Origin of the sequence: Acetobacter sp. DsW_54, assembly GCF_002153575.1 — a bacterium.
GTDB classification, from domain to species: domain Bacteria; phylum Pseudomonadota; class Alphaproteobacteria; order Acetobacterales; family Acetobacteraceae; genus Acetobacter; species Acetobacter fabarum.
The window spans coordinates 39,739-64,129 of the sequence record NZ_JOPD01000016.1; the positions used below are offsets into that span (position 1 = coordinate 39,739).

26 protein-coding genes and 1 tRNA gene are annotated in these 24,391 nt (G+C 59.9%); 13 read left to right on the forward strand and 14 right to left on the reverse strand.

Annotation, left to right across the window (positions count from 1 at the left end):
• Positions 1–19: 19 nt before the first annotated feature.
• Together HK20_RS07875 and ubiM are read left to right on the forward strand one after the other, a co-directional pair.
• Complete coding sequence (locus HK20_RS07875) at positions 20–601, forward strand: nitroreductase (protein WP_086646533.1); 582 nt, start codon at positions 20–22, stop codon at positions 599–601.
• Between the two features lie 3 nt (positions 602–604).
• Complete coding sequence (gene ubiM / locus HK20_RS07880) at positions 605–1,798, forward strand: 5-demethoxyubiquinol-8 5-hydroxylase UbiM (RefSeq protein WP_086646534.1); 1,194 nt, start codon at positions 605–607, stop codon at positions 1,796–1,798.
• On the opposite strand, the gene HK20_RS07885 is transcribed toward ubiM, so the two are convergent.
• Together HK20_RS07885 and HK20_RS07890 are read right to left on the reverse strand one after the other, a co-directional pair.
• Positions 1,780–2,256 carry a DUF4186 domain-containing protein gene (locus HK20_RS07885; protein ID WP_086646535.1) on the reverse strand — a complete coding sequence of 159 codons (477 nt, stop codon included), beginning with the start codon at positions 2,254–2,256 and terminating at the stop codon, positions 1,780–1,782. The genes ubiM and HK20_RS07885 overlap by 19 nt on opposite strands.
• Before the next feature lie 8 nt (positions 2,257–2,264).
• Positions 2,265–2,717, reverse strand: coding sequence for an Ivy family c-type lysozyme inhibitor (locus tag HK20_RS07890; protein ID WP_086646536.1), 453 nt, complete (start codon positions 2,715–2,717; stop codon positions 2,265–2,267).
• A gap of 753 nt (positions 2,718–3,470) precedes the next feature.
• Between HK20_RS07890 and HK20_RS07895 the strand changes: the two genes are divergently transcribed.
• The gene (locus HK20_RS07895; protein WP_025826862.1) at positions 3,471–3,740 is read left to right on the forward strand and encodes an HU family DNA-binding protein; all 270 of its coding nucleotides are present in this window, start codon (positions 3,471–3,473) and stop codon (positions 3,738–3,740) included.
• Positions 3,741–3,827: 87 nt separating this feature from the next.
• Here HK20_RS07895 and HK20_RS07900 read toward each other — a convergent pair whose 3' ends face one another.
• From HK20_RS07900 to HK20_RS07925, 6 genes are all read right to left on the reverse strand, one after another.
• Positions 3,828–5,069 carry an MFS transporter gene (locus tag HK20_RS07900; protein ID WP_086646537.1) on the reverse strand — a complete coding sequence of 414 codons (1,242 nt, stop codon included), beginning with the start codon at positions 5,067–5,069 and terminating at the stop codon, positions 3,828–3,830.
• A 243-nt stretch (positions 5,070–5,312) separates the two neighbouring features.
• Positions 5,313–5,387 (reverse strand) — tRNA-Gln (locus HK20_RS07905).
• A 69-nt stretch (positions 5,388–5,456) separates the two neighbouring features.
• Complete coding sequence (locus HK20_RS07910; RefSeq protein ID WP_086646561.1) at positions 5,457–6,116, reverse strand: TetR family transcriptional regulator; 660 nt, start codon at positions 6,114–6,116, stop codon at positions 5,457–5,459.
• A 64-nt stretch (positions 6,117–6,180) separates the two neighbouring features.
• Positions 6,181–7,002: a pyrroline-5-carboxylate reductase gene (proC, locus tag HK20_RS07915; RefSeq protein ID WP_086646538.1), complete on the reverse strand. Its 822-nt coding sequence runs from the start codon at positions 7,000–7,002 to the stop codon at positions 6,181–6,183.
• A 2-nt stretch (positions 7,003–7,004) separates the two neighbouring features.
• Entirely contained in the window at positions 7,005–7,505 is a 501-nt protein-coding gene (locus HK20_RS07920; protein ID WP_086646539.1) for a YbjN domain-containing protein, read from the reverse strand.
• 60 nt (positions 7,506–7,565) lie between these two features.
• Positions 7,566–7,856, reverse strand: a complete 291-nt coding sequence (locus HK20_RS07925) for an accessory factor UbiK family protein (protein ID WP_086646540.1) — start codon at positions 7,854–7,856, stop codon at positions 7,566–7,568.
• A gap of 421 nt (positions 7,857–8,277) precedes the next feature.
• Here HK20_RS07925 and HK20_RS07930 point away from each other — a divergent pair, with 421 nt between their 5' ends.
• Positions 8,278–9,204: a DnaJ C-terminal domain-containing protein gene (locus tag HK20_RS07930; protein ID WP_086646541.1), complete on the forward strand. Its 927-nt coding sequence runs from the start codon at positions 8,278–8,280 to the stop codon at positions 9,202–9,204.
• Positions 9,205–9,276: 72 nt separating this feature from the next.
• On the opposite strand, the gene HK20_RS07935 is transcribed toward HK20_RS07930, so the two are convergent.
• Positions 9,277–9,690 carry a hypothetical protein gene (locus tag HK20_RS07935; protein ID WP_086646542.1) on the reverse strand — a complete coding sequence of 138 codons (414 nt, stop codon included), beginning with the start codon at positions 9,688–9,690 and terminating at the stop codon, positions 9,277–9,279.
• A gap of 174 nt (positions 9,691–9,864) precedes the next feature.
• On the opposite strand from HK20_RS07935, the gene HK20_RS07940 reads away from it, so the two are divergent.
• Positions 9,865–10,206: a hypothetical protein gene (locus tag HK20_RS07940; protein ID WP_143296473.1), complete on the forward strand. Its 342-nt coding sequence runs from the start codon at positions 9,865–9,867 to the stop codon at positions 10,204–10,206.
• Positions 10,207–10,236: 30 nt separating this feature from the next.
• Here HK20_RS07940 and HK20_RS07945 read toward each other — a convergent pair whose 3' ends face one another.
• The 5 genes from HK20_RS07945 to HK20_RS07965 all read right to left on the reverse strand — a co-directional run bounded on the left by HK20_RS07945 (position 10,237) and on the right by HK20_RS07965 (position 16,598).
• Positions 10,237–10,989, reverse strand: coding sequence for a 2OG-Fe dioxygenase family protein (locus HK20_RS07945; protein ID WP_086646544.1), 753 nt, complete (start codon positions 10,987–10,989; stop codon positions 10,237–10,239).
• 12 nt (positions 10,990–11,001) lie between these two features.
• Complete coding sequence (locus tag HK20_RS07950) at positions 11,002–13,503, reverse strand: mechanosensitive ion channel domain-containing protein (protein WP_086646545.1); 2,502 nt, start codon at positions 13,501–13,503, stop codon at positions 11,002–11,004.
• 135 nt (positions 13,504–13,638) lie between these two features.
• The gene (locus tag HK20_RS07955) at positions 13,639–14,298 is read right to left on the reverse strand and encodes an RDD family protein (RefSeq protein ID WP_086646546.1); all 660 of its coding nucleotides are present in this window, start codon (positions 14,296–14,298) and stop codon (positions 13,639–13,641) included.
• A gap of 56 nt (positions 14,299–14,354) precedes the next feature.
• Positions 14,355–15,602: a bifunctional glutamate N-acetyltransferase/amino-acid acetyltransferase ArgJ gene (gene argJ / locus HK20_RS07960; RefSeq protein WP_086646547.1), complete on the reverse strand. Its 1,248-nt coding sequence runs from the start codon at positions 15,600–15,602 to the stop codon at positions 14,355–14,357.
• Between the two features lie 84 nt (positions 15,603–15,686).
• On the reverse strand, positions 15,687–16,598 hold the full coding sequence (locus HK20_RS07965; protein ID WP_086646548.1) for a peptidylprolyl isomerase: 912 nt from the start codon (positions 16,596–16,598) through the stop codon (positions 15,687–15,689).
• Positions 16,599–16,843: 245 nt separating this feature from the next.
• On the opposite strand from HK20_RS07965, the gene secA reads away from it, so the two are divergent.
• The 8 genes from secA to tolR all read left to right on the forward strand — a co-directional run bounded on the left by secA (position 16,844) and on the right by tolR (position 24,226).
• Positions 16,844–19,567 (forward strand): preprotein translocase subunit SecA, encoded by a 2,724-nt coding sequence (gene secA, locus HK20_RS07970; protein ID WP_086646549.1) that lies wholly within the window; start codon positions 16,844–16,846, stop codon positions 19,565–19,567.
• 40 nt (positions 19,568–19,607) lie between these two features.
• Positions 19,608–20,357 (forward strand): YebC/PmpR family DNA-binding transcriptional regulator, encoded by a 750-nt coding sequence (locus HK20_RS07975; RefSeq protein ID WP_086646550.1) that lies wholly within the window; start codon positions 19,608–19,610, stop codon positions 20,355–20,357.
• A 2-nt stretch (positions 20,358–20,359) separates the two neighbouring features.
• A complete protein-coding gene (gene ruvC / locus HK20_RS07980; protein ID WP_086646551.1) occupies positions 20,360–20,866 on the forward strand; it encodes a crossover junction endodeoxyribonuclease RuvC in 507 nt (168 codons plus the stop codon).
• Positions 20,863–21,471: a Holliday junction branch migration protein RuvA gene (gene ruvA / locus HK20_RS07985; RefSeq protein ID WP_086646552.1), complete on the forward strand. Its 609-nt coding sequence runs from the start codon at positions 20,863–20,865 to the stop codon at positions 21,469–21,471. The genes ruvC and ruvA overlap by 4 nt, the downstream gene beginning before the upstream one ends.
• Positions 21,468–22,544, forward strand: coding sequence for a Holliday junction branch migration DNA helicase RuvB (ruvB, locus tag HK20_RS07990; RefSeq protein ID WP_086646553.1), 1,077 nt, complete (start codon positions 21,468–21,470; stop codon positions 22,542–22,544). Before ruvA ends, ruvB begins: the two co-directional genes overlap by 4 nt.
• Positions 22,541–22,954: a tol-pal system-associated acyl-CoA thioesterase gene (gene ybgC / locus HK20_RS07995; protein ID WP_086646554.1), complete on the forward strand. Its 414-nt coding sequence runs from the start codon at positions 22,541–22,543 to the stop codon at positions 22,952–22,954. Before ruvB ends, ybgC begins: the two co-directional genes overlap by 4 nt.
• Positions 22,955–23,051: 97 nt before the next feature.
• Entirely contained in the window at positions 23,052–23,792 is a 741-nt protein-coding gene (gene tolQ / locus HK20_RS08000) for a protein TolQ (protein WP_025826892.1), read from the forward strand.
• 2 nt (positions 23,793–23,794) lie between these two features.
• The gene (tolR, locus tag HK20_RS08005; RefSeq protein WP_086646555.1) at positions 23,795–24,226 is read left to right on the forward strand and encodes a protein TolR; all 432 of its coding nucleotides are present in this window, start codon (positions 23,795–23,797) and stop codon (positions 24,224–24,226) included.
• Positions 24,227–24,391: the final 165 nt, after the last annotated feature.

The window sequence follows — 24,391 nt, forward strand, 5'->3', positions numbered from 1 at the left end:
GCAACAAAGGCACCAGACCATGACGCCTATGGACATGCTTCTCTCCCGCGCCTCTACCGACCGGCTGCAGGACCCGGCTCCTTCGCCCGAGCAGTTGATGGCTATTCTGGGCACGGCCATGCGCGCACCCGACCATGGTCGGCTTCAGCCATGGCGTTATGTTGTGATCGAGGGGCAGGACCGCCCCGCTCTGGCCGAGCGCATTGTGGCCAGCATGGCGCGCGTGGAGCCAGAAGCCCCCGCTGCCAAAATTGAAAAACGTCGCACCCGTTTTGCCACCATGCCCATGATTATTGCTCTGGGCATGCACCTGCAGCCCGAGCATAAAATTCCGCTCTGGGAGCAGGAAATGTGCGTGGCCGCCGGGGCCATGAATATTCTTAACGCCCTGTATGCAACGGGCTTTGGTGGCGTATGGGTTTCCGGTGCACTGGTGGAGGACGCCGTTCTGGCGGCCGAGCTGGGGTTAAGCCGGCTGGCGGGCTTTTTGTTTGTGGGTACGCCGGACGGCGCACAGCATACACCCAAGCGGGCCGACCCCGCCCTGTTTACCGCGCGCTGGCACGGCCAGCCCGTAACCTTTGGCGCAGACAAGGACTAACCCATGTCCGACATACAGCAGACAGATGTTGCCGTTATTGGTGGTGGTCCGGTCGGGCTGGCCACGGCTCTTCTTATGGCGCGTGGTGGTCTTTCGGTAACCGTTCTGGAGCGCGCTCCGCTTGATACATGGTCCGAACCCGGCTTTGACGGGCGTGAAATTGCCCTGACCCACCACTCTGTCCGTCTGCTTGAACAGACCGGCGCGTGGGCCCACATTCCGCAGGCGGTTGTTTGCCCGCTCAAGGAAGCACGGATTGAAACTGGCAGTTTCCGGCACCCGCTCACGTTTGACACGCGGGGCGAAGGGGTGGATGCGCTGGGCTGGCTGGTTTCCAACAACCAGATCCGTCGCGGCCTGTTTGCTGCGGCACAGCATATGCCCAACATTACCCTCCAGCCCGGCACGGCGGTGCAGACCATCCGGCAGGGGCAGGACTACGCGGCGGTCCACCATACGGGCGGGCAGGTGAATGCAAAGCTGGTTGTCGGGGCGGACGGGCGTTTTTCTCCCACCCGGCAGCGCGCGGGCATTGGCGCAATTGTGCACGATTTTGGCAAGTCCATGATGGTCTGCCGCATGGCGCACGAATCCCCTCACCATAATGTTGCGCTCCAGTGGTTTGATGAGGGGCAGACAATCGCCCTGCTGCCCGTTAACGGCATGGCCTCCTCCCTTGTGCTGACCCTGCCCCCGCAGGAGATTGAGGCACTGGCCCATATGCCGCGTGAGGCGTTTAATGCCGAAATCATGCGCCGCGTGGGCAATCGCCTTGGGGCCATGCGGCTTGTCAGCACCCGGCACGTGTACCCGCTCAAAGGCGTTTACGCGCACAGGTTTACAGCCCGCAGGCTGGCACTGGTGGGCGATGCTGCGGTTGGCATGCACCCGATTACGGCACACGGGTTTAATCTGGGCCTGAAGGGGCAGGACATACTGGCCCGGCAGGTGCTGGCAGCCGTTGCGAATAATGGGGATGCAGGCAACCCCGCGGCCCTGCGCGCATTTGAGCGCCAGCACCGTAAGGCAACGGCGCTACTGTTTGCGGGCACAAACGGGATTGCCTCGCTCTACACCCATGACGGCCCACCCTTCCGCCAGATCCGTGAAGGGTGCCTGCGTATGGCAGACAGGTTCTCCCCTTTCAAAAAAGCGGTGACATCCCTGTTAATGGACCGTCAGCCCTCTACTCCCTGAGCAGGAGGGCGGGCAGGTTTACGGGTTTTGCGGGCTGGTTGTGGTGTGTCTGGCCGTGCCAGTTCCCCTGCCAGCCAGTGGGCCAGCACGCTGAGAATATAGTCCTGTTCCGCTTCATTCAGCTGGCGGCCGGATGGCAGCGCATGCCATTTGGCCAGACATGAGCGGCAGCATGTTCCCGTGGCATGCTGGGCTACAAAAACCGGGTGCCCCTTCCACGGTGTCTGCCGTCCATCTTTGAGCGGTGCGGCGGGTGCCAGGCGGCGGGCGATGAAGTCCTGCCCATGCTCGAGCACCAGCGGCAAACCTTTTTCCCGCAGATACGCCATATCCTGCGCATTGAGATGAAAACGTTGTCTGAACGTGGAGCGCGCCAGTTTTTCCCACAACTCTGGTGGCACCACAGCTTGTGGTGCCACAGTCCGGCGCGGGAAGAGGTCATCCTGAAAAAAAGTCATACCCTGCTTTATGGGGTTGGCTGGTCTGTTTTTCCAGCGGCAGGGCTATTGCAGCCGGGATGTTCGGGGTTGTTGGTCGCATAGGCGGTCCTGAGTGCTGCCAGAATGGGGGCAGATGGTTCACCCAGTGGCATCTGGTACAAGGCACCATTGGTGACAACGGACAGGAACCCCCATGCCTTATGGCCATCTGGAGTAAATACCACCTCCATCTGGTAGGCCGCACAGTCATGGGGTTTGCACAGGTGCCCCAGCAGGTAGGGCTTGCCATCAATGCTTGTTTTTTCAACCGGGACCGAGGTCGCCTTTAGCTCCGAAACCCACGGGGGCAGGGTGCTCATGGCATGGTATGCGGGTGCGAATGCAGGCTGTGCGGCAAATTCCGCAGTAACAGGGAGTTCTGCCGCCAGAGCCGGTGTTGCCAGACCAAGAGCCGACAGTAAAGGGAGGGAAAAACGCATGGTTGCACCTCATGAACTCTGTTTGCCACAATAACAGAACCGTATCCGTTCTGTATTTGGATTGTGGAGCAGACTATACCTGTATTATGATCAAACAAGGGCAATAAACGCACAGGCAGTGTGTAATAAAACCAGACCGAATTGCTCCCGTTAATATTAAATTAACTGCTACGGACTCCATCATTTACAAAATCTGGAATCCCCGGAAAGAACGGGAGGTCAGGTGTGTGGCCGAAAAAAAAAGACGTAGGCATCTGCTTGCATAACTGGCCATGCCACGGAACCTATGTGTAGGTAGTTTAAAAAATCCATTATTTAAAAACGGTATTTTCAAAAATAAGTCGTTATATGCAAATGCTGTGGCTCTCTGGTTGTTGTGTCAGGTCAGAGGTGTTGCTTTTATCCGCACAAGAAATGATCTGAGTCATTGAATATGTTCTGCAAATTGTCATGCTATTTATGGTTAGGAATTATGTAATAGCATAAGGGAGTTTTGTAACAGTTGGAGGGAATAGTGCGGGTTTTGCGGTCTGCACAGCCAGTACGCCGTGCCTGTAAGTGGATGGGAGGTGTGTGTCTGTAAAGACACAGATTCTGTTTCTGCTGTTCCCATCGGGAGGAATCGAAAAAAGATATATTTTTTATGTTGGTAATTTTTAAGAAATGTGACTACAAGCCGTTAAAGCCTTTTAGGCATATCCGTTCAATAATTGTCATGTACAAAATTCTGTCTGAAAGGGAGCCAGTAACTCTATGAGCAAGGCCTTTATTGCAGCAGTGATTCAGGATTCGATCAACTGCACAGGGGTTGCCGCCAATCAGGCTGCGAATGACCTTATTGATGCTATTGTTGTCGAACTCAAGCGTGAGGGTGGGTTTACCCTGCCGTCCTTTGGCACGTTTACAGTCCGTAAAACCAAGGCCCGCAAGGCGCTTAACCCCCGCACGGGCGAGCCGGTCAAGGTTAAGGCTGGTAAAACGGTACGGTTTAAAGCCAGCCCCAATCTTAAAAAAGCTGTCTGAACACCAAAGCCATACCGGCCTTTAGGGGCCGGTCATGCAAGGAGCCGCACCGGTCATTTGGTGCGGCTTTTTTTTATTGTTCGGGGTTTATACTGTATCGGTTGTAATATCTTCCAGCCTGTCCAGCTTGCGCAGGCCGGGGAACAGGCCCATCCATATGCCTGTTACAACCAGTGTGCCAACACCTCCCAGCACAACGGCGGCAACCGGGCCCATAACAGCCGCCAGCATCCCGCTTTCAAATTCACCCAACTGGTTGGATGACCCGATAAAAAGCATGTTCACGGCCGAGACGCGGCCGCGCATTTCGTCCGGTGTGCCAAGCTGGACCAGTGCGCCACGGACCATAACGCTCACCACATCCGCCCCGCCCAGAATGGCCAGCATAAGCACGGATACGGCTATGGAGTGGGAAAAACCGAACAGAATGGTCGCCACGCCAAAAACGGCTACGGAGGCAAACATCCACCGCCCGGCATGCCTGCCCAGCGGGTGGCGGGCCAGCACCGCAGCAACAAGCAAGGCACCAATGGCAGGGGCTGCCCGTAGCAATCCAAGCCCCCACGGCCCGGCATGCAGAATATCCGTGGCAAAAATGGGCAGCATGGCCGTGGCCCCGCCCAGGAGCACGGCAAACAGATCAAGCGAGATCGCACCCAGCATGGTGGGTTTGCGCCGCAAAAAGGCAATACCGCCAAAAACCGCGGCCAGAGTAGCCCGCTGCCGTGGCCGGGCCGGACTTGTTATGACCATGGACCAGGTCGCCAGCGCCGCTATGGCAAAGCTGATCGCGCAGAGCGAATAGCACACCCCCGCACCCAGACCGTACAAAAGCCCCCCCAGAGATGGCCCAGCAATGCTCGCGACCTGAAACAGGGAGGAAGAGAGCGCTGTGGCACGGGGGAAGAGTGCTGGCGGCACAATGGAGGGCAGGAAGGTCTGCTGGGCCGGCATTTCAAACGCCTTGCAGGTGCCAAATATGGCAACCAGCCCGTAAATCATGGTGGCGTTCAACTGGTGCGTAAAAGAGGCATAGGCCATGAACGCCGCAGCCAGAAGTTCTATGGTCTGGCAGGTGACAACAATACGCTGGCGGTTGTGCTGGTCTGCGGCATGCCCGGCCGGGAAGATAAACGCCACCATGGGCAGGAACTGTGCCAGCCCCACAAACCCCAAGGCCGCTGCACTATGGGTGAGCGCGTAAACCTGCCAGCCAACAGCTACGGCCTGCACCTGCCCGGCAAAAGCGGACAAGGCCCGTGCGCCAATAACAGCAACCAGACCGGGGTGGCGCAAAAGGGGGGATGGGGGAGCAGGGGCATCAGGCATGGCAAAAGCTGTATTGTATCCGGGAACAGAAAAAGTGGCGGGCTTAAAAAGCACTCTGTTCGGCCATGAATGCGCACGAACACCCGCAGGGCTAATCAAAACACCGTATTGGCAAAAACTGCTGTGTTATGGCCACCACCTGATGTGGAGACCATGATGGTGGAACAGTAAGATCACCACACCCTCCCACAAGACCGGGAGAAGCCGCAACCGTATGATTTATCGGAGGGGAAAAACAGGTTCTGGCTGGGGCGGGAGGATTCGAACCTCCGCATGGCGGAATCAAAATCCGCTGCCTTACCGCTTGGCTACGCCCCAATGGCCTGAACTGCCTGCGCCTCTTTTAAGCTAAACAGGGTTCGGTCGTAAAGGCCGGTTGTCGCAAAATTAGTCGCGCGGGGCGGATATTGTGCCCTGCGTAAAACCTGCATCCATGTCGGCCACATCGTTCAGGTCAGCCAGTCCGTCCGGCTGGGTATCTGCATCTGCGCCGGTGGGGAACAGGCCAAAGCGTCCGGCCTTGTCCAGTGCCTGATCCAGAGCTGCCATGGTGCTGCCCATGTCGGGGCTTTCGTCTTTTTCCCAGACGCGCAGGGTGTGGGTCCATACGGCCACCAGCATGTTCACGCGCACAAAGCCAAGCACGCCATTGGCGTTTACGCCTGCGGCATCGGCCATCCAGCGCATGCTCTCCACCGTAGCGCCCCCGAGCAGCAGGGTCAGGGCCGGGTCCATGGGCAGGGTGCGCAAAACGGACTGCAACCCACCGCGGTACTGCTGGAACACATCCAGCCTGCGCATAAGCAGGTCAAACAGCCGCTCGCGCACAGCGCCGCAGAGCATGTCGTCCGCCAGAGCCACATCATCGGCCAGGCGGCCAAGACGGAGCAGGATACTGGCCTTGAGAGGGAAGCGCCGCCGAGCTTCAGGCAGGGGCAGCCCCGCCTCGCGCGCCGCAGCCAGCACGGTTACGGAGCTCCAGCCCCGGTCCTGAGCCAGTGTTAGGGCAGCCGCAACAAGGGCTGTGTCAAAGTCGTCATTATCCATATCAAAGACCTGTCGCATGAGCGGTAAATGGCTTGGCGGAGTGGTGCTGGCAAAGCAGTACAGGCTAGCTGGCCAGCTCTTTGGCGCGGTGTACGGCAGCAGCAATGGCGGCAGAGGTGGTTGCAGGCCATGCCTGCGGGGCCATCATTACCTTTAGGGCTTCCGCCGTGGTGCCGCCGGGGCTGGTTACGTTGCGGCGCAGTTCTTCGGCATCGGTCGGCAGAGTATGCAGCATGCAGCCTGCGCCATACAGGGTGCCACGGGCCAGCTTGCGGGCAACATCGGCGGGCAAACCCTGCTCCACGCCTGCTTTTTCCAGCAGTTCTGCCATTAAAAATACATAGGCCGGACCACTGCCGGAAATGGCAGCAACGGAGTCGATCAGCCCTTCCTCGGCCACCCATACGGTTTCCCCCACAGCACAAAGCAGGGCATCGCAATAAGATTTCTGTTCCGCTGTGGCGTTGGGGGGGGCGTATAGCCCGCTCATACCTGCCCCCAGCGCACAGGGCGTGTTGGGCATGGAGCGGATAATAACCGGGTTGGCCTGCGGGTTGGCCTGCACATAGGTGTCGTGCAGGCTGGCAATGGTACGCCCCGCCATGACCGAAAGCAGCGTTGCCTGCCCAAAACGCTGGGCCAGTTCGGCCAGCACGGGGTTGGCCTTCTGCGGTTTAACCGCAACAATAATCACGTCCGGCGTAAAGCTGGCGGGAACATCCTGTATGCTCTGCACCACTTTGTGGGGGGCTGGCAGGTCTGCAAGGTGGCGGTCAATAATGACGGAGGGGGCCAGCCCGGCCTTGAGCCAGCCTTCAAGCATGGCACCACCCATTTTGCCGCACCCGACAAGCAGGATGGAGGGAAGGGGAAAATGCTCAGTCATATTCATGCCTCTCCATGGCAGTCCAGCATGGCCGAAGCCAGTGCATCTGCCGCACTCAGCCCACCGGTCAGGAAAAAGCGCAGGGCCGGATAAAACCGCTCGCACTCGGTCAGGGCGATGTCGATCATGTCTTCAAAAATGTCGGTTGCGGTTTCCGTACCACGCAGGAGCAGGGCGTGGCGGAACAGTAGCACCCCGTCTTCCGTATCGACGCTAAAATGGCCGACCCATACCTGCTCGTTGGCAAGACCGATCAGCTCGTACAGGGCCAGCCGCATGTCCGGGCTTACGCGCAGGTCAAAGGCGCAGGTAAACAGAATGGTGCCCAGCTCGGCCGACCACGAAAAAAACAATCCGTAGTCGCACCATCTGGCCGGGGCTTCGGCTGCCATTTCGGTCGGGGTGCAGCGGTCAAAGGTCCACCCATGCCCGGCAATGACCTGTTCCATCAGGTCCAGCGGGTTGGTGGGTGGGGTGGTGGAGCCGGTTGTCAGGGCTGGCATGGCATGACTCCCGTGCCTGCGGTCAAAAACAAAAACGGGACAAAGGGCGTGTGCGGCCTTTTAGTGTGCGCCGCCCTTGTGGCTGCTGGTCAGGTGCTGTTCCAGCGCTTCCACCCGTGCTTCCAGTGCGGCCAGGCGGCGTTCGGCCTCTTCCTGGCCAATGCGGGCCTGTGCGGCCAGTTCGCGCATGACTTCAAATTCTTCACGGCGGACAACCTGCAGGCTGGTCAGCACTTCGTCCACACGGCTGCGGACAATGGCGTTCATTTCTTCACGCACACCGGTCAGTGCGGACACGGCACCTCCGGCAACACCTGCAAGATCATCAAAAAAGCGCGGTTTGTCAGCCATGCGGGGGTCTCCAATCAATCCGTTATGAGCGACCAACAGCCTGCGGCTGTCTGGCGTAGCGCTCTTATGGTCCCGACTTTATAAAGAATAAAGGCTCAGCCGGACAGAGGCCATGCCCCGGTTTCCGTTTTTGTGGTGTAGTTTATCTGTTGGGCGCACATGTGGCTTTCGCTCTCCCTCCATTGACCGCTTGGGGGCGCGTTCCCATTATTAGGGATAACAGTTGCAAAAACGGTGCGCGCAACCAACACACTTTGGGCAGGCGTGCAGTGTGGTATGGAGACACAATTATAATGACAACAGTCTTGGCGGAGGCTTTTTGCACTCTCCGCCTGAATGCACGCCTTATGGCGGTGGCTGGCTGTGGGCGGCGCAGGATGCAGCCCGACAATGGTAACAGGATGGGGGAAGGGACGGCTGCATGAGTGATCGCGATCCGTATTCAGTATTAGGTATTGCCAAGACAGCCAGTCAGGATGACATCCGCAAGGCGTACCGCAAGCTGGCCAAAAAATATCATCCAGACCTGAACCCCGGCGACAAAAAGGCCGAGGAGGAGTTCAAGGCGCTCAATCAGGCCAATGACCTTTTGTCCGATGCGGACAAGCGCGCGCGCTTTGACCGGGGCGAGATTGATGCCTCCGGGCAGGAACGCCACCCTGGTTTTGGGGGCGGAGGTTTTGGCGGCGGCGGCTTTGGGGGTGGTTTTGGCGGTGCAGGCGGGTTCCGCCCCGGTGGCGCTGGCATGGGTGGTTTTCAGGAAGAAGACCTGAGCGACCTGTTCGGTGGCATGTTTGGCGGAGGTGCCCGCGCACGCCGTGCTGGCCCGCGCAAGGGGGCTGACCGGTCCTTTGCGCTGAATGTCAGTTTTCTGGATGCAGTGAATGGCGCTACGTCACGCGTGAACCTGCCAGATGGCGCAACGCTGGATGTGCGTATTCCCCCCGGTATGGAGGATGGCAAGGTCCTGCGCCTGCGTGGCAAGGGCATGCCCGGCGTGCAGGGTGGCCCCGCAGGGGATGCGCTGATTACAGTGACCGTACTGCCCGATGCCACCTTTACGCGGGAAGGCTCGGACCTGCGGGAAACCCTGCCCGTGGACCTGAAAACCGCAGTGCTGGGTGGCCCCATTATGGTGCCAACACCCACAGGCACGGTTAAAATGAACGTACCCGCAGGCTCCGATACCGGCACCGTGCTGCGCCTGCGCGGCAAGGGTGTGCAGGCTCATGGCGGCAAGGAAGCGGGGAATCTTTACGTGCGGCTGGAGGTCAAGGTTGGCAAGGCCGATGCCGCACTGGAGGCTTTTCTAAAGGACTGGACGCCAGAAAGCGCAGTAAACGCATAATGCGCGCCCCTCCCGCGCGTTAAATAACGTGCGGGAGGGGGGATCTGTCTGGCTCGCAGGCCAGTCAGTGGCTCAGGGGTCGTTGCGGTACAGGGGAACGTCCACCTTGTGACCGTTGGTATTGGTGATCAGGATATGCCCTGCGTTAGGGGAGATCAGGGTCATGGTCATGGTGGTGCCATGCTGTGTGCCAGACCAGGATGAACCGGATTTCTGGGCAAGGCTGAACCGGCTTTCACCAATATTGGCGGCATAGACTTCGGGTACATTGACCAAAAGCCGGGCGGCGGGGCCCATGGCCCGGTTGCCAGCAACCGTAAAGGCAGGCACTTCGGCCCGCACGGTCCAGGCACCCATAAAGGTGGCCATGGGGTAGGTGGCCTCTGCCGTGGCGGCTGCGGGTGCGGGGGTAGCCGTATGGGGGGCGGCCATTGCGGGAGCCGCTGCCAGCCCCAGCATGGCGGAACAAAGAAGAATATGTTTCATGTCTGCTTCCGTAGCAAAAAATCAGGTCCGGTCTATGTGGCGTGTTTGGTCAGGTCCCGTCCAGTGCTGGCACCGTGGGGCAGATACCCTGAACTGCTTGACGAACCCCCATGACAGGACCAAAAAAACAGGATCTTTTCCGGTCTGCATGACAACCACGTGGAGAACAGCATCATGAGTGAGCAGGAAACACAAAGCCGTGTTGACGGGGCCGCTTCTCTGCACGATGGGCAGGCACCCGTAGTACAGGCCCCGCAACAGGCGGATGAATCCCAGCCTGCCGCACCCAGCAACGCCGCAGTGCACACGCAAACGCACGAGGCATTGGCCGAGCCGGTGCATGTGCTGCCGGCCTCCAAGCCTGATAATCCTGCCCCGGTCCAGCACCCCGTTGCCCCGCCAGCCCATAATCCGGGCATGACGTTCAAGGAATTTTCCCAGATGGCGGGGGCAATGGTTTTTGTAGTCTGCTTTGTAGCCCTTGGGCTGCACGCAATTTACTACGCAGGCTACTAAAAGCGGCCCTGCTCCGGGCCGCTGCTCCGTCTATTCGTGGCGGAGGGTTACAACCAGCACATCGCGGTAAGCCGGGCGGCTGGGGTCCACGGGCTGTACGGGGGTTACGCCGTGGTAAACCCTGTTGTCGTTTACAACGGCTGTGTCCATGGGGTTGGTCAGGGTAAAGCTGCCAACCTGTTTGTGGCCAAGATCGTGGATGGATGTTTCCCCCTGCGCCACGTTTTCCCGCCGTACCATCACCACAAAAACCCAGTCCACGCCATCACGGTGCAGTCCTTCAGGCGTGGGGCGGCCAACGGCATCGGGCCGTGCCTCAATACGGAACTGGTGTATTTCCGTGTGCCATGCGTTGGGCCTGCGCTCTGCGGGGGTCAGGTCCGTTACCACGCGTAGGGCCAGCCGCAATATGGCCATGAGTGCCGGGTGCTCGCCAAGGGCGGGGAGTACGGGTTTAAACCAGCGTTCCACCCCCCCATTAAGGGTATTGTAATCCCGGCTCTGGTAATGGGGCTGGTGTGGTTTGCGCGTTATCGCGCCCTGGGTCAGCGAGAACGTGGCATAGCGCCTGCGCCGGTAGCGCCCGCCGTCGGCCATGTAGCGGTCCACGCCCAGATCGTTCCAGCTTGCGGCAAAATCCTCCCACCCCTGCAGGCCCTCGGCCTCCAGCGCGGTCTGCATGGCCTGCGCCTGAAGGAAGGCAAAGCCATCCTCCGCTAAAGGGGTTTCCAGAGTCTGGAGAATGGTGCCCGCAAGGGTGGTCGCAAAAATAGGCTCGGACATGGGATGGGCCTCTTATTCGTCGGCTTTGGGCGGTGCGGCCGGTGGCGTGTTTGCCGTAGGCTGCTGCGCGGGCGGTTGCTCGGTTCTGGCCGGGGCGGGGGCTGCTGGGCCACCTTGCGGCATGGGGGGCATGGCGTCGAGCGCCATATGCAGGGGCACGTTGGGGGGCGTGGTGGAGTAGCTGGTGGGGGTGTAGAACTTGACACCAGCAGCCGCCATACGCAGGGCAATACGGCGGTAGAACTCGCGCTGGACCTTCCACTTCATCATCGGTGCGGTTTTGATGATGCCAACCAGCACAGCACCGTTCCCATCCGAGCTATCCACACCCAGATCGGTATAATCAGAGAAGATCATGGGGCGGAAGGTGTCTTCCTTGCGCATGTCTTCAATGGTTTTCTGCATGATCTTGACGACCTTGCTCGTGTCTTCGCTCAGGTCCAGCGTCTGGCGCACAATAATCTGGTTAAAGCCGCGCGCCGTGTTGGCAATGGAGGTCACGGAGGAGAACGGGATAATATGAAGGTCCCCGTCAAACGACCGGACGCGCAGGGTGCGGATGGAAAGATGTTCAACCGTACCGGCAATGCCACCCGTTGTAACCCAGTCCCCCACCTGAATGGCGTCCTCTGCCAGCATGAAAAAGCCGGTGATCACGTCTTTGACAAGGCTTTGCGAACCAAAGGACAGGCCAACACCCAGAATACCCGCACCCGTAAGCAGCGGTGTGACGTTGATCCCGATTTGCGAGAGCGTGGTAACGGCCACAAAAATAATGATCACGGCCAGCAGCACCGTGCGGATAATGGGGAGCACGGTGCGCAGCCTTGCAGCCCGTGCCTCCTGCGCACTGGCTGAATAGCGCGAGATCTGCTTGTTCAGAATACTGTTCACCGTCTCCCATGCCACGGCGGCAATGGTCATGCCGATCAGCAGGCAGGCCGCAGCCCCGACCAGACGCAGCCCAAGGGCTGAGTGGAGGAAGAAGTCAAAGGTGGGAATGCTCCAGCTTTGTGCAACGCAGATCGCGGTGGTCAGGATAATGGCAATGGTGATGATCTTGCGCACGAACGGGTAGTAAAAATCCGCCCGTTTCTGCAGGTCAGGATACTGGGCCTGCAATTCCGGCCCAACGCGGAACAGCCGGTCCTGCAACCCGTAAACCAGCAGTGCAAGAACGCGGGAGACAATCAGGCACAGGAAGTTCAGCAATGTGCCATGCAGTATCCACTGGTATCCCCCCTTCAGGTGGGCTGCCCAGACAAACCACAACGCCATGTCCAGAAAAATAACCGGCACCCACCACAGCTTGGCCAGCGTGCCAGCAAACGCCCACAGGGCATTTTTGCGCAGCCCCGGAGAGGGCTGGAGTGCGCGGGCCACAATATGGCGGATACGCCAGATAAAGGCGGCAATCAGCAGGTGTTCGATCAGCACCACACCGCGCATCATGGCTTCCACCCCGCGCGTATCCAGATCAAACTCCCGCCCCAGAATGGACAGGCAGATCACAATGGACGGGGCTGCGACCAGCACGTTCCACCACCGGGTCAGCAGCCGGGCCGTGTCATCTGGCATGGGCAGCAGGCGGATGGCGGGCGAGCGCGGGACCAGAACGGTCTCAACAATCAGGTAAAGGCCGCGGGCAATGGCGTAGGCGTTAACCAGAGTCAGTGCCACGGTGCGGGCCTGATCGGTGGAGGTCAGGAACTCCGCGCCAAGGTAGCCAAGCAGCAGGCATACCCCAACCGGTAGCAGTTTGAGCAGGAAGTGCATGGCATTGTAGGGAATGCGCACAAGGTAGCGGAGCACTTCGTTCCCGCGGCGCTGGTCTTTTTCGCGCGTTTGGGTCGTGTCTGCATCTGTGGCGCTGTCCGCATCGGCCACGGCTGCGGTTTCGGTCGGTGTGTCGCGGTTTATGGTCTGGGCTTCTGCCTGCCGGGCTTCGCGCGCCTCGGCCATTTTTTTGACCGATGTCAGGGGCCGGCGCAGGCCAATGCTGGTTGCCCGCTCGGCCACAAGGGCCAGAGCAATAATCAGCAGGGCGCGGCCAAAGGAATCCAGCAGGGACTGGCGGGACTGCGGGTTCTGCACCTCATGGCGGAACCATGTGCCAACAGAACCCAGATCGGTAAACAGGCTGGTAAAGTTGTCCACGTACTCGGTGGCCGTGTTGCCCAGATCATCAAGTTCCGAGTGCACGGAATTGTCTATGACCGCAGGTGCGGCGCTGGAGGCGGCAGAAGCCTTGGAGGCAGCCCCGGCCGGGGCTGCGGGCAGCCCTTTGGCCATAAGAGAGAGCGTTTTGGAAAATTCGGCGCGCTTTTGCGGGTCGTTCAGCACGTTCAGCAGTTGCTGGGCATCCTGCTGGCTCAGCCCGCCTGCCTGCACGGCGGCAGGGCTGTCAGCCAGAGCGCGCGCGGTGGGGAGCAGGCCCCAGCCGAGCAGGAGAATAAGGCAACTTTTGAAGATCCAGGAGAAAAAGAAAAACCGGTCCCGGCTTTGTGCGGTCATGACCTGCCCTGTCCTTTGCTGAACGGTCTGGGGGTTTTGCGCTACGCGCCTGATATTGCCCGCAGGGTAGGAGGCAAATCAGGCGGTATCAAGACCGGCAACCGGTTCAACTGTTATTCGGGCAGTCGGGTGGGCTTAGTTGTGGGGTGGAAAAGGGGCAATCTGGGCGGGTTTTGTGTGCCGCAGGACCAGTGTGCCCGCCATCATGTCATGCAGCCCCTGCTTGCGCTGGGTGAACGCAACCATCAGCACCCCGATGTAAAGCAGGGGGAAGGACAGAAACGCCTTGATAACAAACCGCAGCAGCGCACGCGGATGCGAAATCTGTTCCCCCTGCAGCGTAACCACTTCCAGCCCGAACAGCCGCTTGCCCGGCGTTGCCCGGAACGAGGAGGCTTCGAACATGACACAGTACACCATGGGCAGCAGACTGAGCACAATGCCGAACGTATGCCATTCCGACCCCGCATGCAGGTGCGGGATCAGCACGGAAATGGGGTTTGCATGCGGGAGCGATGTTGTGGCGATGTTCACCACATCCACCGTCTGGCTGGAGGTATCGGGGATGGGCAGTTCTTCCCAGTCCACGTTAATTTTGGGGCCAAAAAACAGGCTGAGAATACCTTCAGCCGTGCTCAGGATGACCGCATCAATCAAAAATGCCCAGACACGCCACCAGAATCCTGCGTAAACCCATACATCGGGCTGCGGCTGTGGTGTGTTCCATGCTCCGGACCCGGCAGGTTGGGGTTGCGGTGTTGCGCCCCAGCCGGGCGGAGGCGTAATGCTGGCCATGGTCAGGCTCCCTGATGTGCCGCGAAAAGGCAGGTCATCTGTAAAAAACGGAACACTCAGCTACGGTACGAGCCGTTGATGTCGATATAGCCGTGTGTCAGGTCACAGCTCCATGTGCGGGCCGTGCCCTGGCCAAGCCCCAGGTCAACTGCAATATCAATTTCCTGCCCCTTCATGTGGGCGACCACGGGTGTTTCGTCATACCCTTCGGTTACGGTGCCATCCCGGGCAATGCAGACGCCGCCAATGGATACGCTCAGCGTGTCCCGGTCGGCAGGTTCGCCACATTTGCCAACGGCCATGACCACACGGCCCCAGTTGGCGTCTTCCCCCGCAATGGCGGTCTTGACCAGTGGGGAGTTGCCAATGGCCATGGCCACACGCCAGGCGGATTCGTCCGATACCGCTCCGCTGACCGTAATGGTCATGAGTTTGGTTGCACCCTCCCCATCACGGATGACCAGCAGGGCCAGTTCGCGCAGCAGGTCGTTCAGGGCGGTCCTGAAATCGGCCAGAGCGGGGTCGTGCAGGGCATCCACCGTGTCGGCCACAGGGGCATTGCCCGCCGCACCGGTAGCAAACAGCAGAACCATGTCCGATGTGGACGTATCGGAATCGACCGTAATGCAGTTGAAGGTGGTTTTAACCCCGGTGCCCAGCAGGGTTTGCAGCACGGAGGCTGGCAGGGCCGCATCCGTTGCAACAAAAGACAGCATGGTGGCCATGTCGGGCGCGACCATGCCACTGCCTTTGGCCATGCCCTGAATAACCACATCCGTGCCGTTGATCCGTGTTTTGCGGATGGCGGCCTTGGGGAAGGTATCCGTGGTCATGATCCCGCGTGCAGCAGCCTCCCACCCCGTTTCGGACAGGGCGGCATGCAGTGCGGGCAGGGCAGTGGTAATGCGCTCGGCGGGCAGAATTTCCCCAATAACCCCGGTGGAGGCCAGATAGACGGCATCGGGCGAGCAGCCTGTTACTTCGGCGGCGGCCTGTGCCGTGGCCTCGCATGTCTGGCGACCGGCGCGGCCGGTGAACACGTTAGCGTTACCAGCGTTGACCACCAGTGCGCGGGCCTGCCCGCTGGGCAGAATGGCGCGGCACCAGTCCACCGGCGCGCCGGGGCATTTGGATTTGGTAAACACGCCGGCAACCGTGGTGCCGGGTGCAAATTCGGCCAGCACCAGATCGGTCCGGCCCTTGTAGCGAATACCTGCCGCAATGGCGCCAAGCCTTACCCCACGAACAATGCCAAGCTCAGGCATTGGCTGGGCAAGGGGAGAAACGGGGAGAGACTGCGCCATCTGGCGGTATCCTTGGTAGATGTCAGCCCCGGTCCACCACAGAACATTCTGGGGCGGGCCGGGGCTGTTGTCGGTTGGAGTATCTTACTTTTTAGGTGCTGCGGGCGTATCGGCCAGCGGCTTGCCCGTGGTGGGGTCAAAACGCACGATCTTGACACCGGCTGTGGCTTTTTCCACGGCCTGACGCACGTATTTCTGGATCAGGGCCTGACGGATCTTGTCATGCACGGCGTCAAGCGTGGGGGTCGGGTCCGTGCGTGTGTCCAGCACCTGAATAACGTGGAAGCCATACTGGCTCTGCACGGGTTTGGTGCTGATTTCGCCCTTCTTCATAGCAAAAGCTGCATCGGAGAAGGCGGGGATCATGTCGCCCTTTTTAAACCAGCCAAGGTCACCACCGTTCTGGGCGGCACTGCCTTTGTCGGTCGAGACTTCGGCAGCCAGTTTACCAAAGTCCGCACCACCTTGCAGCTTCTTGATAACGTCGTTGGCTTCGGCTTCGGTCTTGACCAGAATGTGGCGTGCGTGAACTTCCTGCTCGGCAGGCTTGCCCACGTAGTTTTCGTTGTAATACTGCTTGATGGACTCATCAGACAGGTGAGGCATCACCTGCTGGGACAGCCATGCGTTCTGGAGTGCGTTGTCCGCTGCCGTCTGCATCAGCTTCTGGGTGTCGGGCTTTTTGTTCAGCCCTTCCTTCTGCGCTGCAATCAGGATGGCCTTCTGGTCTGCCAGCTGGTTGACCAGCATGGGGTAGATCAGGGTGGTGGGGAGCTGGCGCATCTGCGGTGGCATGGTGCCCATGGCGTTCTGCACATCGGCAACGGTGATTTTTTCACCATTAACGGTGGCCACAACCGTGTTCGGGTCTGTGGGCTGTGCAGGTGCCGTGGAGGCCGCCGGAGCTGGTGCTGCCGCAAAGGAGGGAGCGCACAGCATGGAGGAACCGAGCAGGGCAGTAGCTGCCAACCCGAACGCGTAGGGAATAAACCGCATAGGACAAAACCTTAAAGTCGGTAAAAAACAGTTCGATATGTATGAAGGAGGCTATCCGCCCCGGCAACCCCTGTTTCGTTCGGATATGGGGGCTGGACGGTAAGCTTGGTTGACCGAACCCCTGCCCGGTCCTATTTTGCAGGGCAAGCCACGCAAAACGCCTGTGTCTTTCGCCCTGTCCCGCATCATTTTTGCGGGATGATTGAGGGTGGGGGGCAAGGCCGCACTGTTCTGGAAAGGTGTTCATGCTTTCACGCTTCGTCCGCGCCCTGTTCGGCACAGCCAATGACCGGACGCTCAAGGCATTCCAGCGCCGTGTGTCGGAAATTAACGCACTGGAGCCTCAGATTCAGGCTCTGGATGATGCTGCCCTGGCAGCCAAAACCATAGAGTTCAGGGACCGGCTGGCCAAAGGTGCCACGCTGGATGACCTGCTGCCCGAGGCCTTTGCCGTCACGCGTGAGGCCTCGCGCCGCGTGCTGGGCATGCGCCATTTTGACGTGCAGCTGATCGGCGGCATGGTCCTGCACTCCGGCCGCATTGCGGAAATGCGCACGGGGGAAGGCAAAACGCTGGTGGCAACGCTGGCTGTGTATCTGAGCGCCCTTTCCGGCAAGGGTGTGCATGTGGTCACGGTCAATGATTATCTTGCCTCGCGCGATGCGGCGGAAATGGGGCAGCTCTATACATTTCTGGGGCTGACCACGGGCGTTATCGTGCCCAACATGCCTGATGAGCAGCGCCGCCAGGCCTACGCGGCAGACATTACCTACGGCACGAACAACGAGTTCGGGTTCGACTACCTGCGCGACAACATGAAGTACCAGCTGAACGAAATGGTTCAGCGGCCCTTCCACCACGCCATTGTGGACGAGGTGGACTCGATCCTGATTGACGAGGCGCGGACCCCGCTCATTATCTCCGGCCCGGCGGAAGACAGTTCCGACCTGTATCGCTCGGTGGATAGCGTTGTCGCCCGGTTGGTGCAGGACGAAACCGCATACGAAAAAGACGAAAAGTTCCGCACGGTCATCCTGACCGATGCCGGATCGGATGCGGTGGAACTGCTGCTGCGTGAAGAAGGCGTGCTGGATGAGGGCGGGCTGTACGACCTGCACCACGTGGCCGTTGTGCACCATGTCATGCAGTCCCTGCGCGCACATACCCTGTTTGCGCGTGATGTGGATTACATCGTGCGTGACGGCAAGGTTGTGATTATTGACGAGTTTACCGGCCGCATGATGGAAGGCCGCCGGTATTCCGATGGTCTGCACCAAGCACTCGAAGCCAAGGAACACGTGGAAGTCCAGCAGGAAAACCAGACGCTGGCCTCCATTACCTTCCAGAACTTCTTCCGTCTTTATCCCCGTCTTTCGGGCATGACCGGCACGGCCATGACCGAAGCCGATGAATTTGCCGAAATCTATAATCTGGATGTGGTGGCCATTCCCACCAACCGCCCCGTAGCCCGCAAGGATGAGGACGACGAGGTTTACCTGACAGAGGCGGAAAAATTTGCCGCCGTTGTCAAGCTGATCAACGAGGTGCACCAGCGCCAGCAGCCCATTCTGGTCGGCACCACCTCGATTGAGAAGAGCGAGGCTCTGTCTGCCCTGCTCAAGAGCGAGAACATTCCCCACCACGTGCTCAATGCCCGCTTCCATGAGATGGAGGCCAAGATTGTGGCGCAGGCTGGCGCACCGGGGTCCATTACCATTGCCACCAACATGGCTGGCCGCGGGACGGACATCAAACTCGGCGGCAATGTGGAAATGCTGATCGCCCAGCAGCTTGGCGATATGGAAGACACGCCCGAACGCGCCGCTGCGGAGCAGGAAATCCGCGACCGTGTAATCCGTGACCACGCGACGGTGCGTGAGGCCGGTGGGCTGTACGTCATCGGCACGGAACGGCATGAAAGCCGCCGGATCGACAACCAGCTGCGTGGCCGTGCGGGCCGACAGGGGGATCCGGGGAACTCCAAGTTCTTTATTTCGCTTCAGGATGACCTGATGCGGATTTTCGGTTCCGACCGCATGGGTAGCATGTTCCAGAAGATGGGCATGCAGGAAGGCGAGGCCATTGTTCATCCATGGCTGAGCAAGGCGCTGGAACGGGCGCAGAAAAAGGTCGAAGCCCGCAACTTCGATATGCGCAAGAACACGCTCAAATACGATGACGTGATGAACGACCAGCGCAAGGAAGTGTATGCCCAGCGCCGCGAATTCATGGCGCAGGATGACGTATCCGCAATTGTGGCCGATGCGCAGGACGATGTGACCGATATGCTGGTTGCACGCCACATCCCCGAAAAATCCTTTGCCGAGCAATGGGATGTTGAGGGGCTGACCCAGCAGGTCCACAAGACGTTTGGCCTTGACCTGCCAATTGCCGACTGGGCGCGTGAAGACGGAATGGATGCCGAAGGCGTGGCCGACCGGATCAGCCAGGCGGTTACCCAGTCTCAGGCCGCGCGGGCAGCCAATATTGGCCCCGACCTGATGCGGTTTATTGAAAAGCAGATCCTGCTGACAACGTATGACGCGGTCTGGAAAGAGCACCTGCACGCGCTGGACCAGCTCCGTCAGGGCATTGGCCTGCGCGCATACGGGCAGAAAGATCCGCTGAACGAATACAAGCATGAAGCCTTCCAGCTCTTTACCTTCATGCTTGAGGAAATGCGCCAGCGCGTAGCATCGCTCATGGCGCATGTGGAGGTCTCGCCTCCACCGATGGAAGACCCCTTTGCAGACACGGCGGCCATTCATGCTGACCCCGAAGTTGCAGGGTATGCCTCGGAACCGGGTACCGGGCTTACGCCGGGTGCCGCGCCGGAAATGGCCGTGCCCATCGGGGGCAGCGCCATTATGCCGGATGATCCGTCCAGCTGGGGAGAAACCCCCCGCAACGCGCCATGCCCATGCGGATCGGGCAAAAAATACAAGCATTGCCACGGGCAGCTCGGCTGAACACGGCCCACCCGGGGCAGGACAGGTAAGGTTAAGGAATATGGCTGGTCATTCCCAGTTCAAGAACATTATGCACCGTAAGGGTGCGCAGGATGCCAAGCGCGCCAAGCAGTTTGGCAAGATTATCCGCGAGCTGACCGTAGCCACACGCTCCGGCCTGCCCGACCCCAACTCCAACCCGCGCCTGCGCGCCGCGATTGTTGCGGCGCGTGATGTGAACATGCCCAAGGACACCATTGAGCGTGCGATCAAAAAGGCATCCGGTGGCGCTGGTGGCGATGACTACGTGGAAATGCGCTACGAAGGCTACGGCCCCGCAGGTGTGGCGGTTATTGTGGAAGCCCTGACGGACAACCGCAACCGCACGGCATCGGAAGTGCGCGCAGCATTTTCCAAAAGCGGCGGCTCCATGGGGGAAACCAATTCCGTCTCCTTCATGTTCCGCAGGCTGGGCGTGATTACCTACCCCGCATCCGTTGCTTCGGAAGATGACATGCTCGAAGCGGCTATTGAGGCCGGGGCCGAAAACGTGGTTTCGACCGATGCAGGGCATGAGATTACGTGTGAGGTCGAATCCTTCTTTGCGGTCAAGGATGGGCTGGAAGCCCGGTTTGGTGAGGCCGAAAGCGGCAAGCTGGACTGGCGGCCTGAAAACACCGTGACATTGGATGAGGAAAAGGCCCGGAGCCTGTTCAAGTTCCTTGATGTTCTGGAAGACAATGATGACGTCCAGAACGTTTATGCCAATTTTGACCTGCCGGATGATCTGGCGGAAAAACTGTCGGCCTGATTGTGGTACGTCTGCTCGGCATTGATCCCGGCCTGCGCTTTACAGGGTGGGGCGTGATTGATGTTGAGGGCAACAGGCTCCGGCATGTGGAAAATGGCGTTATCGCCACCAATAGTGCAGAGAGCGTGCCAGACAGGCTTAAAGTCCTGCACGATAATCTGCATTGGCTGATAGAGCGCCTCCAGCCCGCAGAAGCAGCGGTGGAGGAAACCTACGTCAACCGCAACGGGGCTGCTACGCTCAAGCTGGGTTATGCCCGTGGTGTGGCCCTGCTGGCCCCCGCCCTTGCCGGGCTGAGCGTGGCCGAATACGGCGCGCTTGCGGTTAAAAAAGCGGTGGTTGGCACCGGCTCGGCAGATAAAAAACAGGTGGAAATGATGGTGCGCAGGCTCCTGCCGGGGGTGGAGGTCATACGGGCGGATGCGTCCGATGCACTGGCCGTGGCCATCTGCCACGCACACCACAGGGCCAGTGCCCGCCACATTGCAGCCGGAGTGCGCATGGCATGATTGCGTTTTTATGCGGACTTGTCATTCAGGTGGATCTGGGCAGTTGCGTGGTGGATGTGAATGGCGTGGGCTATCTGGTAGCCGCGTCCACCCGCACTCTGGCAGCCCTGCCCAACCCGCCTGAAAAGGCCCGGATTCTGATCGAAACCGTGGTGCGTGAGGATGCGATCCTGCTTTACGGTTTTTCTGAAAGTGCGGAGCGTGAGTGGTTCCGCCTGCTTACGGGTGTGCAGGGGGTTGGGGCCAAGGTGGCGCTGGGTATTTTGTCCGCTCTCTCGGCGAGTGATCTGGTGGCAGCCCTGACCACGGCAGACAAGGCTACCCTTATGCGCGCACCGGGTGTGGGTGCGCGGTTGGCCGAGCGGATCTTGACCGAACTGCGCGACAAGGCAGGCAAAATGCCCGGTAGCAAGGGCGGTTTTAGTGTACCGGTCATGGCAACCCCTGTTGGCAGCATAGAGGCCGATGCCCTTATGGCATTGGCAGGTCTGGGCTTCCGGCGCATGGAGGCTGCCCCCGTTGTGCGCCGCATTATGGACGCCAGTGGGCCGGAAGCCACGCTGGACACGGTGCTGCGTGACAGCCTGAAAGACCTTGCCCGATGAGCCCCGAATTTACCCCCGAGCGCGAGATTGACGCGACCCGGCAGGGGGAGGACGTGGGGGAGGCCGCCTTACGGCCACAAACCCTCTCCGACTTTACGGGGCAGCAGGCCAGCCGCGAAAACCTGTCCGTTTTTATTCATGCCGCCCGCAACCGGGGGGAGGCGCTGGACCATGTTCTGCTGCATGGCCCGCCGGGTCTGGGTAAAACCACACTGGCCCAGATTGTGGCGCGCGAACTGGGGGTGGGGTTCCGTGCTACATCCGGCCCCGTTATCCAGCGTGCGGGTGATCTGGCGGCTATTCTGACCAACCTGCAACCGCGGGATGTGCTGTTTATTGACGAAATCCATCGTCTTCAGCCCGCGATTGAGGAAATTCTCTACCCTGCCATGGAGGATTTCCAGCTCGACCTGATTATTGGCGAAGGCCCGGCAGCGCGCTCCGTGCGGATTGACCTGCCCCCCTTTACGCTGGTCGCGGCCACCACCCGTGCCGGGTTGCTGGCGACACCTTTGCGTGACCGCTTTGGCATTCCGCTCCGTCTGGTGTTTTACACGCCGGAGGAGCTGGCGCGCATTGTGGCGCGTGGGGCGGACAAGCTGGGGTTTGCCCTGTCCGCCGGTGGGGCCATGGAAATTGCCCGCCGCTCGCGGGGGACACCCCGTATTGCAGGGCGTCTGCTACGCAGGGTGCGTGATTTTGCCTCTCTCTCCGTGCCAGAGGGGCAGGTGGTTGAGGTTGATGTGGCCGATGCCGCCCTGACCCGGCTGGAAGTGGATGGTCTGGGGTTGGACGGCATGGACCGGCGTTACCTGCGGCGCATAGCAGAGTACCATCACGGTGGCCCCGTGGGGGTGGAAACACTGGCTGCAGCTCTGGCCGAATCGCGTGATACGCTGGAAGATGTGATCGAGCCTTTTCTTATTCAGGAAGGGCTGGTCCTGCGCACAAGCCGGGGCCGTGTGCTGGGCGAGCGTGGCTGGCGGCATCTTGGCTTGACGCCTCCGCCCCGACCGGAAAACACTGCCGGACCCCAGATGGATTTTCTGGCGGATGATGAGGAAGCTCCATGAGCAGCCACTCCATAGATTTTCGCGTTTATTATGAAGATACGGATGCAGGGGGCATTGTGTACCATGCCCGGTATCTGGCGTTTGCCGAGCGGGCGAGAACCGAGGCCATTCGCAGTTGCGGCATGCCTGCCTCGGGCCTTTTGCATGATTACGGGCTTGTGTTTGTGGTGCGTGACGCCAGACTGACCTACCGCATGCCCCTGCGGCTGGATGATGTGCTGACCGTTACAACACGGCTGACATCCCTGCGTGCGGCCAGTTGCCGGCTGGAACAGATTGTAACCCGCGGGGCCGATGTTGCGGCCGAGGTGGATGTAGGTCTGGCATGTGTGCGTGCAGCAGATGGGCGTCCTGCCCGATTTCCGCCTTTATGGCATGATCTTCTAAGCCGGTTGGCACCAAAGGACTAAAAGCGCCTCTTCTGCTTTTTTACGGAAAACAGTAAGAAGCAGCAGTGTTGGGCCGTGAGGAATCTCGCCCGAGTCGGAGACTGGTGGCCCGCAACGGGTGCAGAGGCAGGAGGCATTATTGGATCGTGCGGTTGATGCGGCAAATCTCGGCGTAAGCGCGGCGGGAGACCTGTCGGTTTGGGCGTTGTTTATGAACGCCTCGCTTGTGGTCAAGCTGGTTATGCTGGGGCTGCTTTTGTGCTCCATTATGGTCTGGGCCATTATTATCGACAAGTTTGTGACAATCCGGCGGATCAACCGCGCGGCTTCGGGGTTTGAGGACCGGTTCTGGTCCGGTGGCAGCCTTGATGACCTGTACGAAAGCGATGGCGCAAAGCCCGTAAGCCCGATGGCCGCCGTGTTTGGCGCAGCCATGGGGGAATGGCGGCGTTCAGCCCGTATTCCGGGGGTGGATCTGGTGCGTGGCGGGGTCAAGGAGCGCGTGGACCGCGCCATTGGCATTACCATCACGCGGGAGATGGACCGCCTGCGCCGCTGGGTGATCTTTCTGGCAACCGTGGGGCCGGTCGCTCCGTTTGTGGGCCTGTTTGGCACGGTGTGGGGGATCATGCATTCCTTCAGCTCCATTGCGGCAGAACACAACACCAACCTGAGCGTTGTGGCCCCCGGTATTTCCGAGGCGCTGTTTGCCACCGCCATTGGCCTGCTGACCGCCATACCCGCCTATGTGGCCTATAACGTGATCAGCAACAGCATGGACCTGTTTGAGGACCGCCTGGAAGGATTCGGCACCGAGTTTGCTGCCATTCTCTCCCGCCAGTCTGAAGAAAGGGTCTGAGCATGGCTATGTCGTCTGGTGGGAGCGGGCGCCGCCGCAGGCGTCCGATGGCCGATATTAACGTAACGCCCATGGTCGATGTCATGCTGGTGCTGCTGATCATCTTTATGGTCACATCCCCCATGATGACCAGCGGCGTGAATGTTGACCTGCCCAAAACCGACGCCCGGCCCGTAAACTCGGATACAAAGCCGATTACGGTGTCCATCAAGGCGGATGGGGCCCTTTTTCTGGGGGATGAGCCGGTCACAGCGGAACAGCTTGTGGCCCAGCTCAAGGCAGCTGCGAACAATGACACCGAGCATCGCATTTTTGTGCGTGGTGACGCCCATATTGATTATGGGCAGGTCATGCAGGTCATGGGTCAGATTACCGCAGGTGGATTTACACATGTGGCTCTGCTGGCGCAGCAACCCGCCAGCTCCGGGCAATAAGCCATCCGGTCGGGTGGAGAGGTACGAACACGATGCCTATGGCACGGCCACGCCGGTCTGATCAGCTTTTGCTCAGGCGGTCTCTTTATGTGTCAGGTGCGGCGCATATCGCAGCACTTGTGGCACTGCTGATCTCCCTGCCGCCGCCAAAGCCGCCGGAAGAAC

Bases quoted from the DNA above. Each gene is read 5' to 3' on its own strand.
- ruvA (WP_086646552.1), top strand. From the start codon at position 20,863: ATGATTGCGTTTTTATGCGGACTTGTCATTCAGGTGGATCTGGGCAGT.
- ybgC (WP_086646554.1), top strand. From the start codon at position 22,541: ATGAGCAGCCACTCCATAGATTTTCGCGTTTATTATGAAGATACGGAT.
- HK20_RS07965 (WP_086646548.1), bottom strand. From the start codon at position 16,598: ATGCGGTTTATTCCCTACGCGTTCGGGTTGGCAGCTACTGCCCTGCTC.
- proC (WP_086646538.1), bottom strand. From the start codon at position 7,002: ATGACTGAGCATTTTCCCCTTCCCTCCATCCTGCTTGTCGGGTGCGGC.
- HK20_RS07950 (WP_086646545.1), bottom strand. From the start codon at position 13,503: ATGACCGCACAAAGCCGGGACCGGTTTTTCTTTTTCTCCTGGATCTTC.
- ruvB (WP_086646553.1), top strand. From the start codon at position 21,468: ATGAGCCCCGAATTTACCCCCGAGCGCGAGATTGACGCGACCCGGCAG.
- HK20_RS07955 (WP_086646546.1), bottom strand. From the start codon at position 14,298: ATGGCCAGCATTACGCCTCCGCCCGGCTGGGGCGCAACACCGCAACCC.
- HK20_RS07910 (WP_086646561.1), bottom strand. From the start codon at position 6,116: ATGGATAATGACGACTTTGACACAGCCCTTGTTGCGGCTGCCCTAACA.
- tolR (WP_086646555.1), top strand. From the start codon at position 23,795: ATGGCTATGTCGTCTGGTGGGAGCGGGCGCCGCCGCAGGCGTCCGATG.
- HK20_RS07875 (WP_086646533.1), top strand. From the start codon at position 20: ATGACGCCTATGGACATGCTTCTCTCCCGCGCCTCTACCGACCGGCTG.
- HK20_RS07930 (WP_086646541.1), top strand. From the start codon at position 8,278: ATGAGTGATCGCGATCCGTATTCAGTATTAGGTATTGCCAAGACAGCC.
- HK20_RS07935 (WP_086646542.1), bottom strand. From the start codon at position 9,690: ATGAAACATATTCTTCTTTGTTCCGCCATGCTGGGGCTGGCAGCGGCT.
- HK20_RS07940 (WP_143296473.1), top strand. From the start codon at position 9,865: ATGAGTGAGCAGGAAACACAAAGCCGTGTTGACGGGGCCGCTTCTCTG.
- HK20_RS07900 (WP_086646537.1), bottom strand. From the start codon at position 5,069: ATGCCTGATGCCCCTGCTCCCCCATCCCCCCTTTTGCGCCACCCCGGT.
- HK20_RS07890 (WP_086646536.1), bottom strand. From the start codon at position 2,717: ATGCGTTTTTCCCTCCCTTTACTGTCGGCTCTTGGTCTGGCAACACCG.
- secA (WP_086646549.1), top strand. From the start codon at position 16,844: ATGCTTTCACGCTTCGTCCGCGCCCTGTTCGGCACAGCCAATGACCGG.
- argJ (WP_086646547.1), bottom strand. From the start codon at position 15,602: ATGGCGCAGTCTCTCCCCGTTTCTCCCCTTGCCCAGCCAATGCCTGAG.
- HK20_RS07885 (WP_086646535.1), bottom strand. From the start codon at position 2,256: ATGACTTTTTTTCAGGATGACCTCTTCCCGCGCCGGACTGTGGCACCA.
- HK20_RS07895 (WP_025826862.1), top strand. From the start codon at position 3,471: ATGAGCAAGGCCTTTATTGCAGCAGTGATTCAGGATTCGATCAACTGC.
- HK20_RS07945 (WP_086646544.1), bottom strand. From the start codon at position 10,989: ATGTCCGAGCCTATTTTTGCGACCACCCTTGCGGGCACCATTCTCCAG.
- ubiM (WP_086646534.1), top strand. From the start codon at position 605: ATGTCCGACATACAGCAGACAGATGTTGCCGTTATTGGTGGTGGTCCG.
- HK20_RS07975 (WP_086646550.1), top strand. From the start codon at position 19,608: ATGGCTGGTCATTCCCAGTTCAAGAACATTATGCACCGTAAGGGTGCG.
- HK20_RS07925 (WP_086646540.1), bottom strand. From the start codon at position 7,856: ATGGCTGACAAACCGCGCTTTTTTGATGATCTTGCAGGTGTTGCCGGA.
- HK20_RS07920 (WP_086646539.1), bottom strand. From the start codon at position 7,505: ATGCCAGCCCTGACAACCGGCTCCACCACCCCACCCACCAACCCGCTG.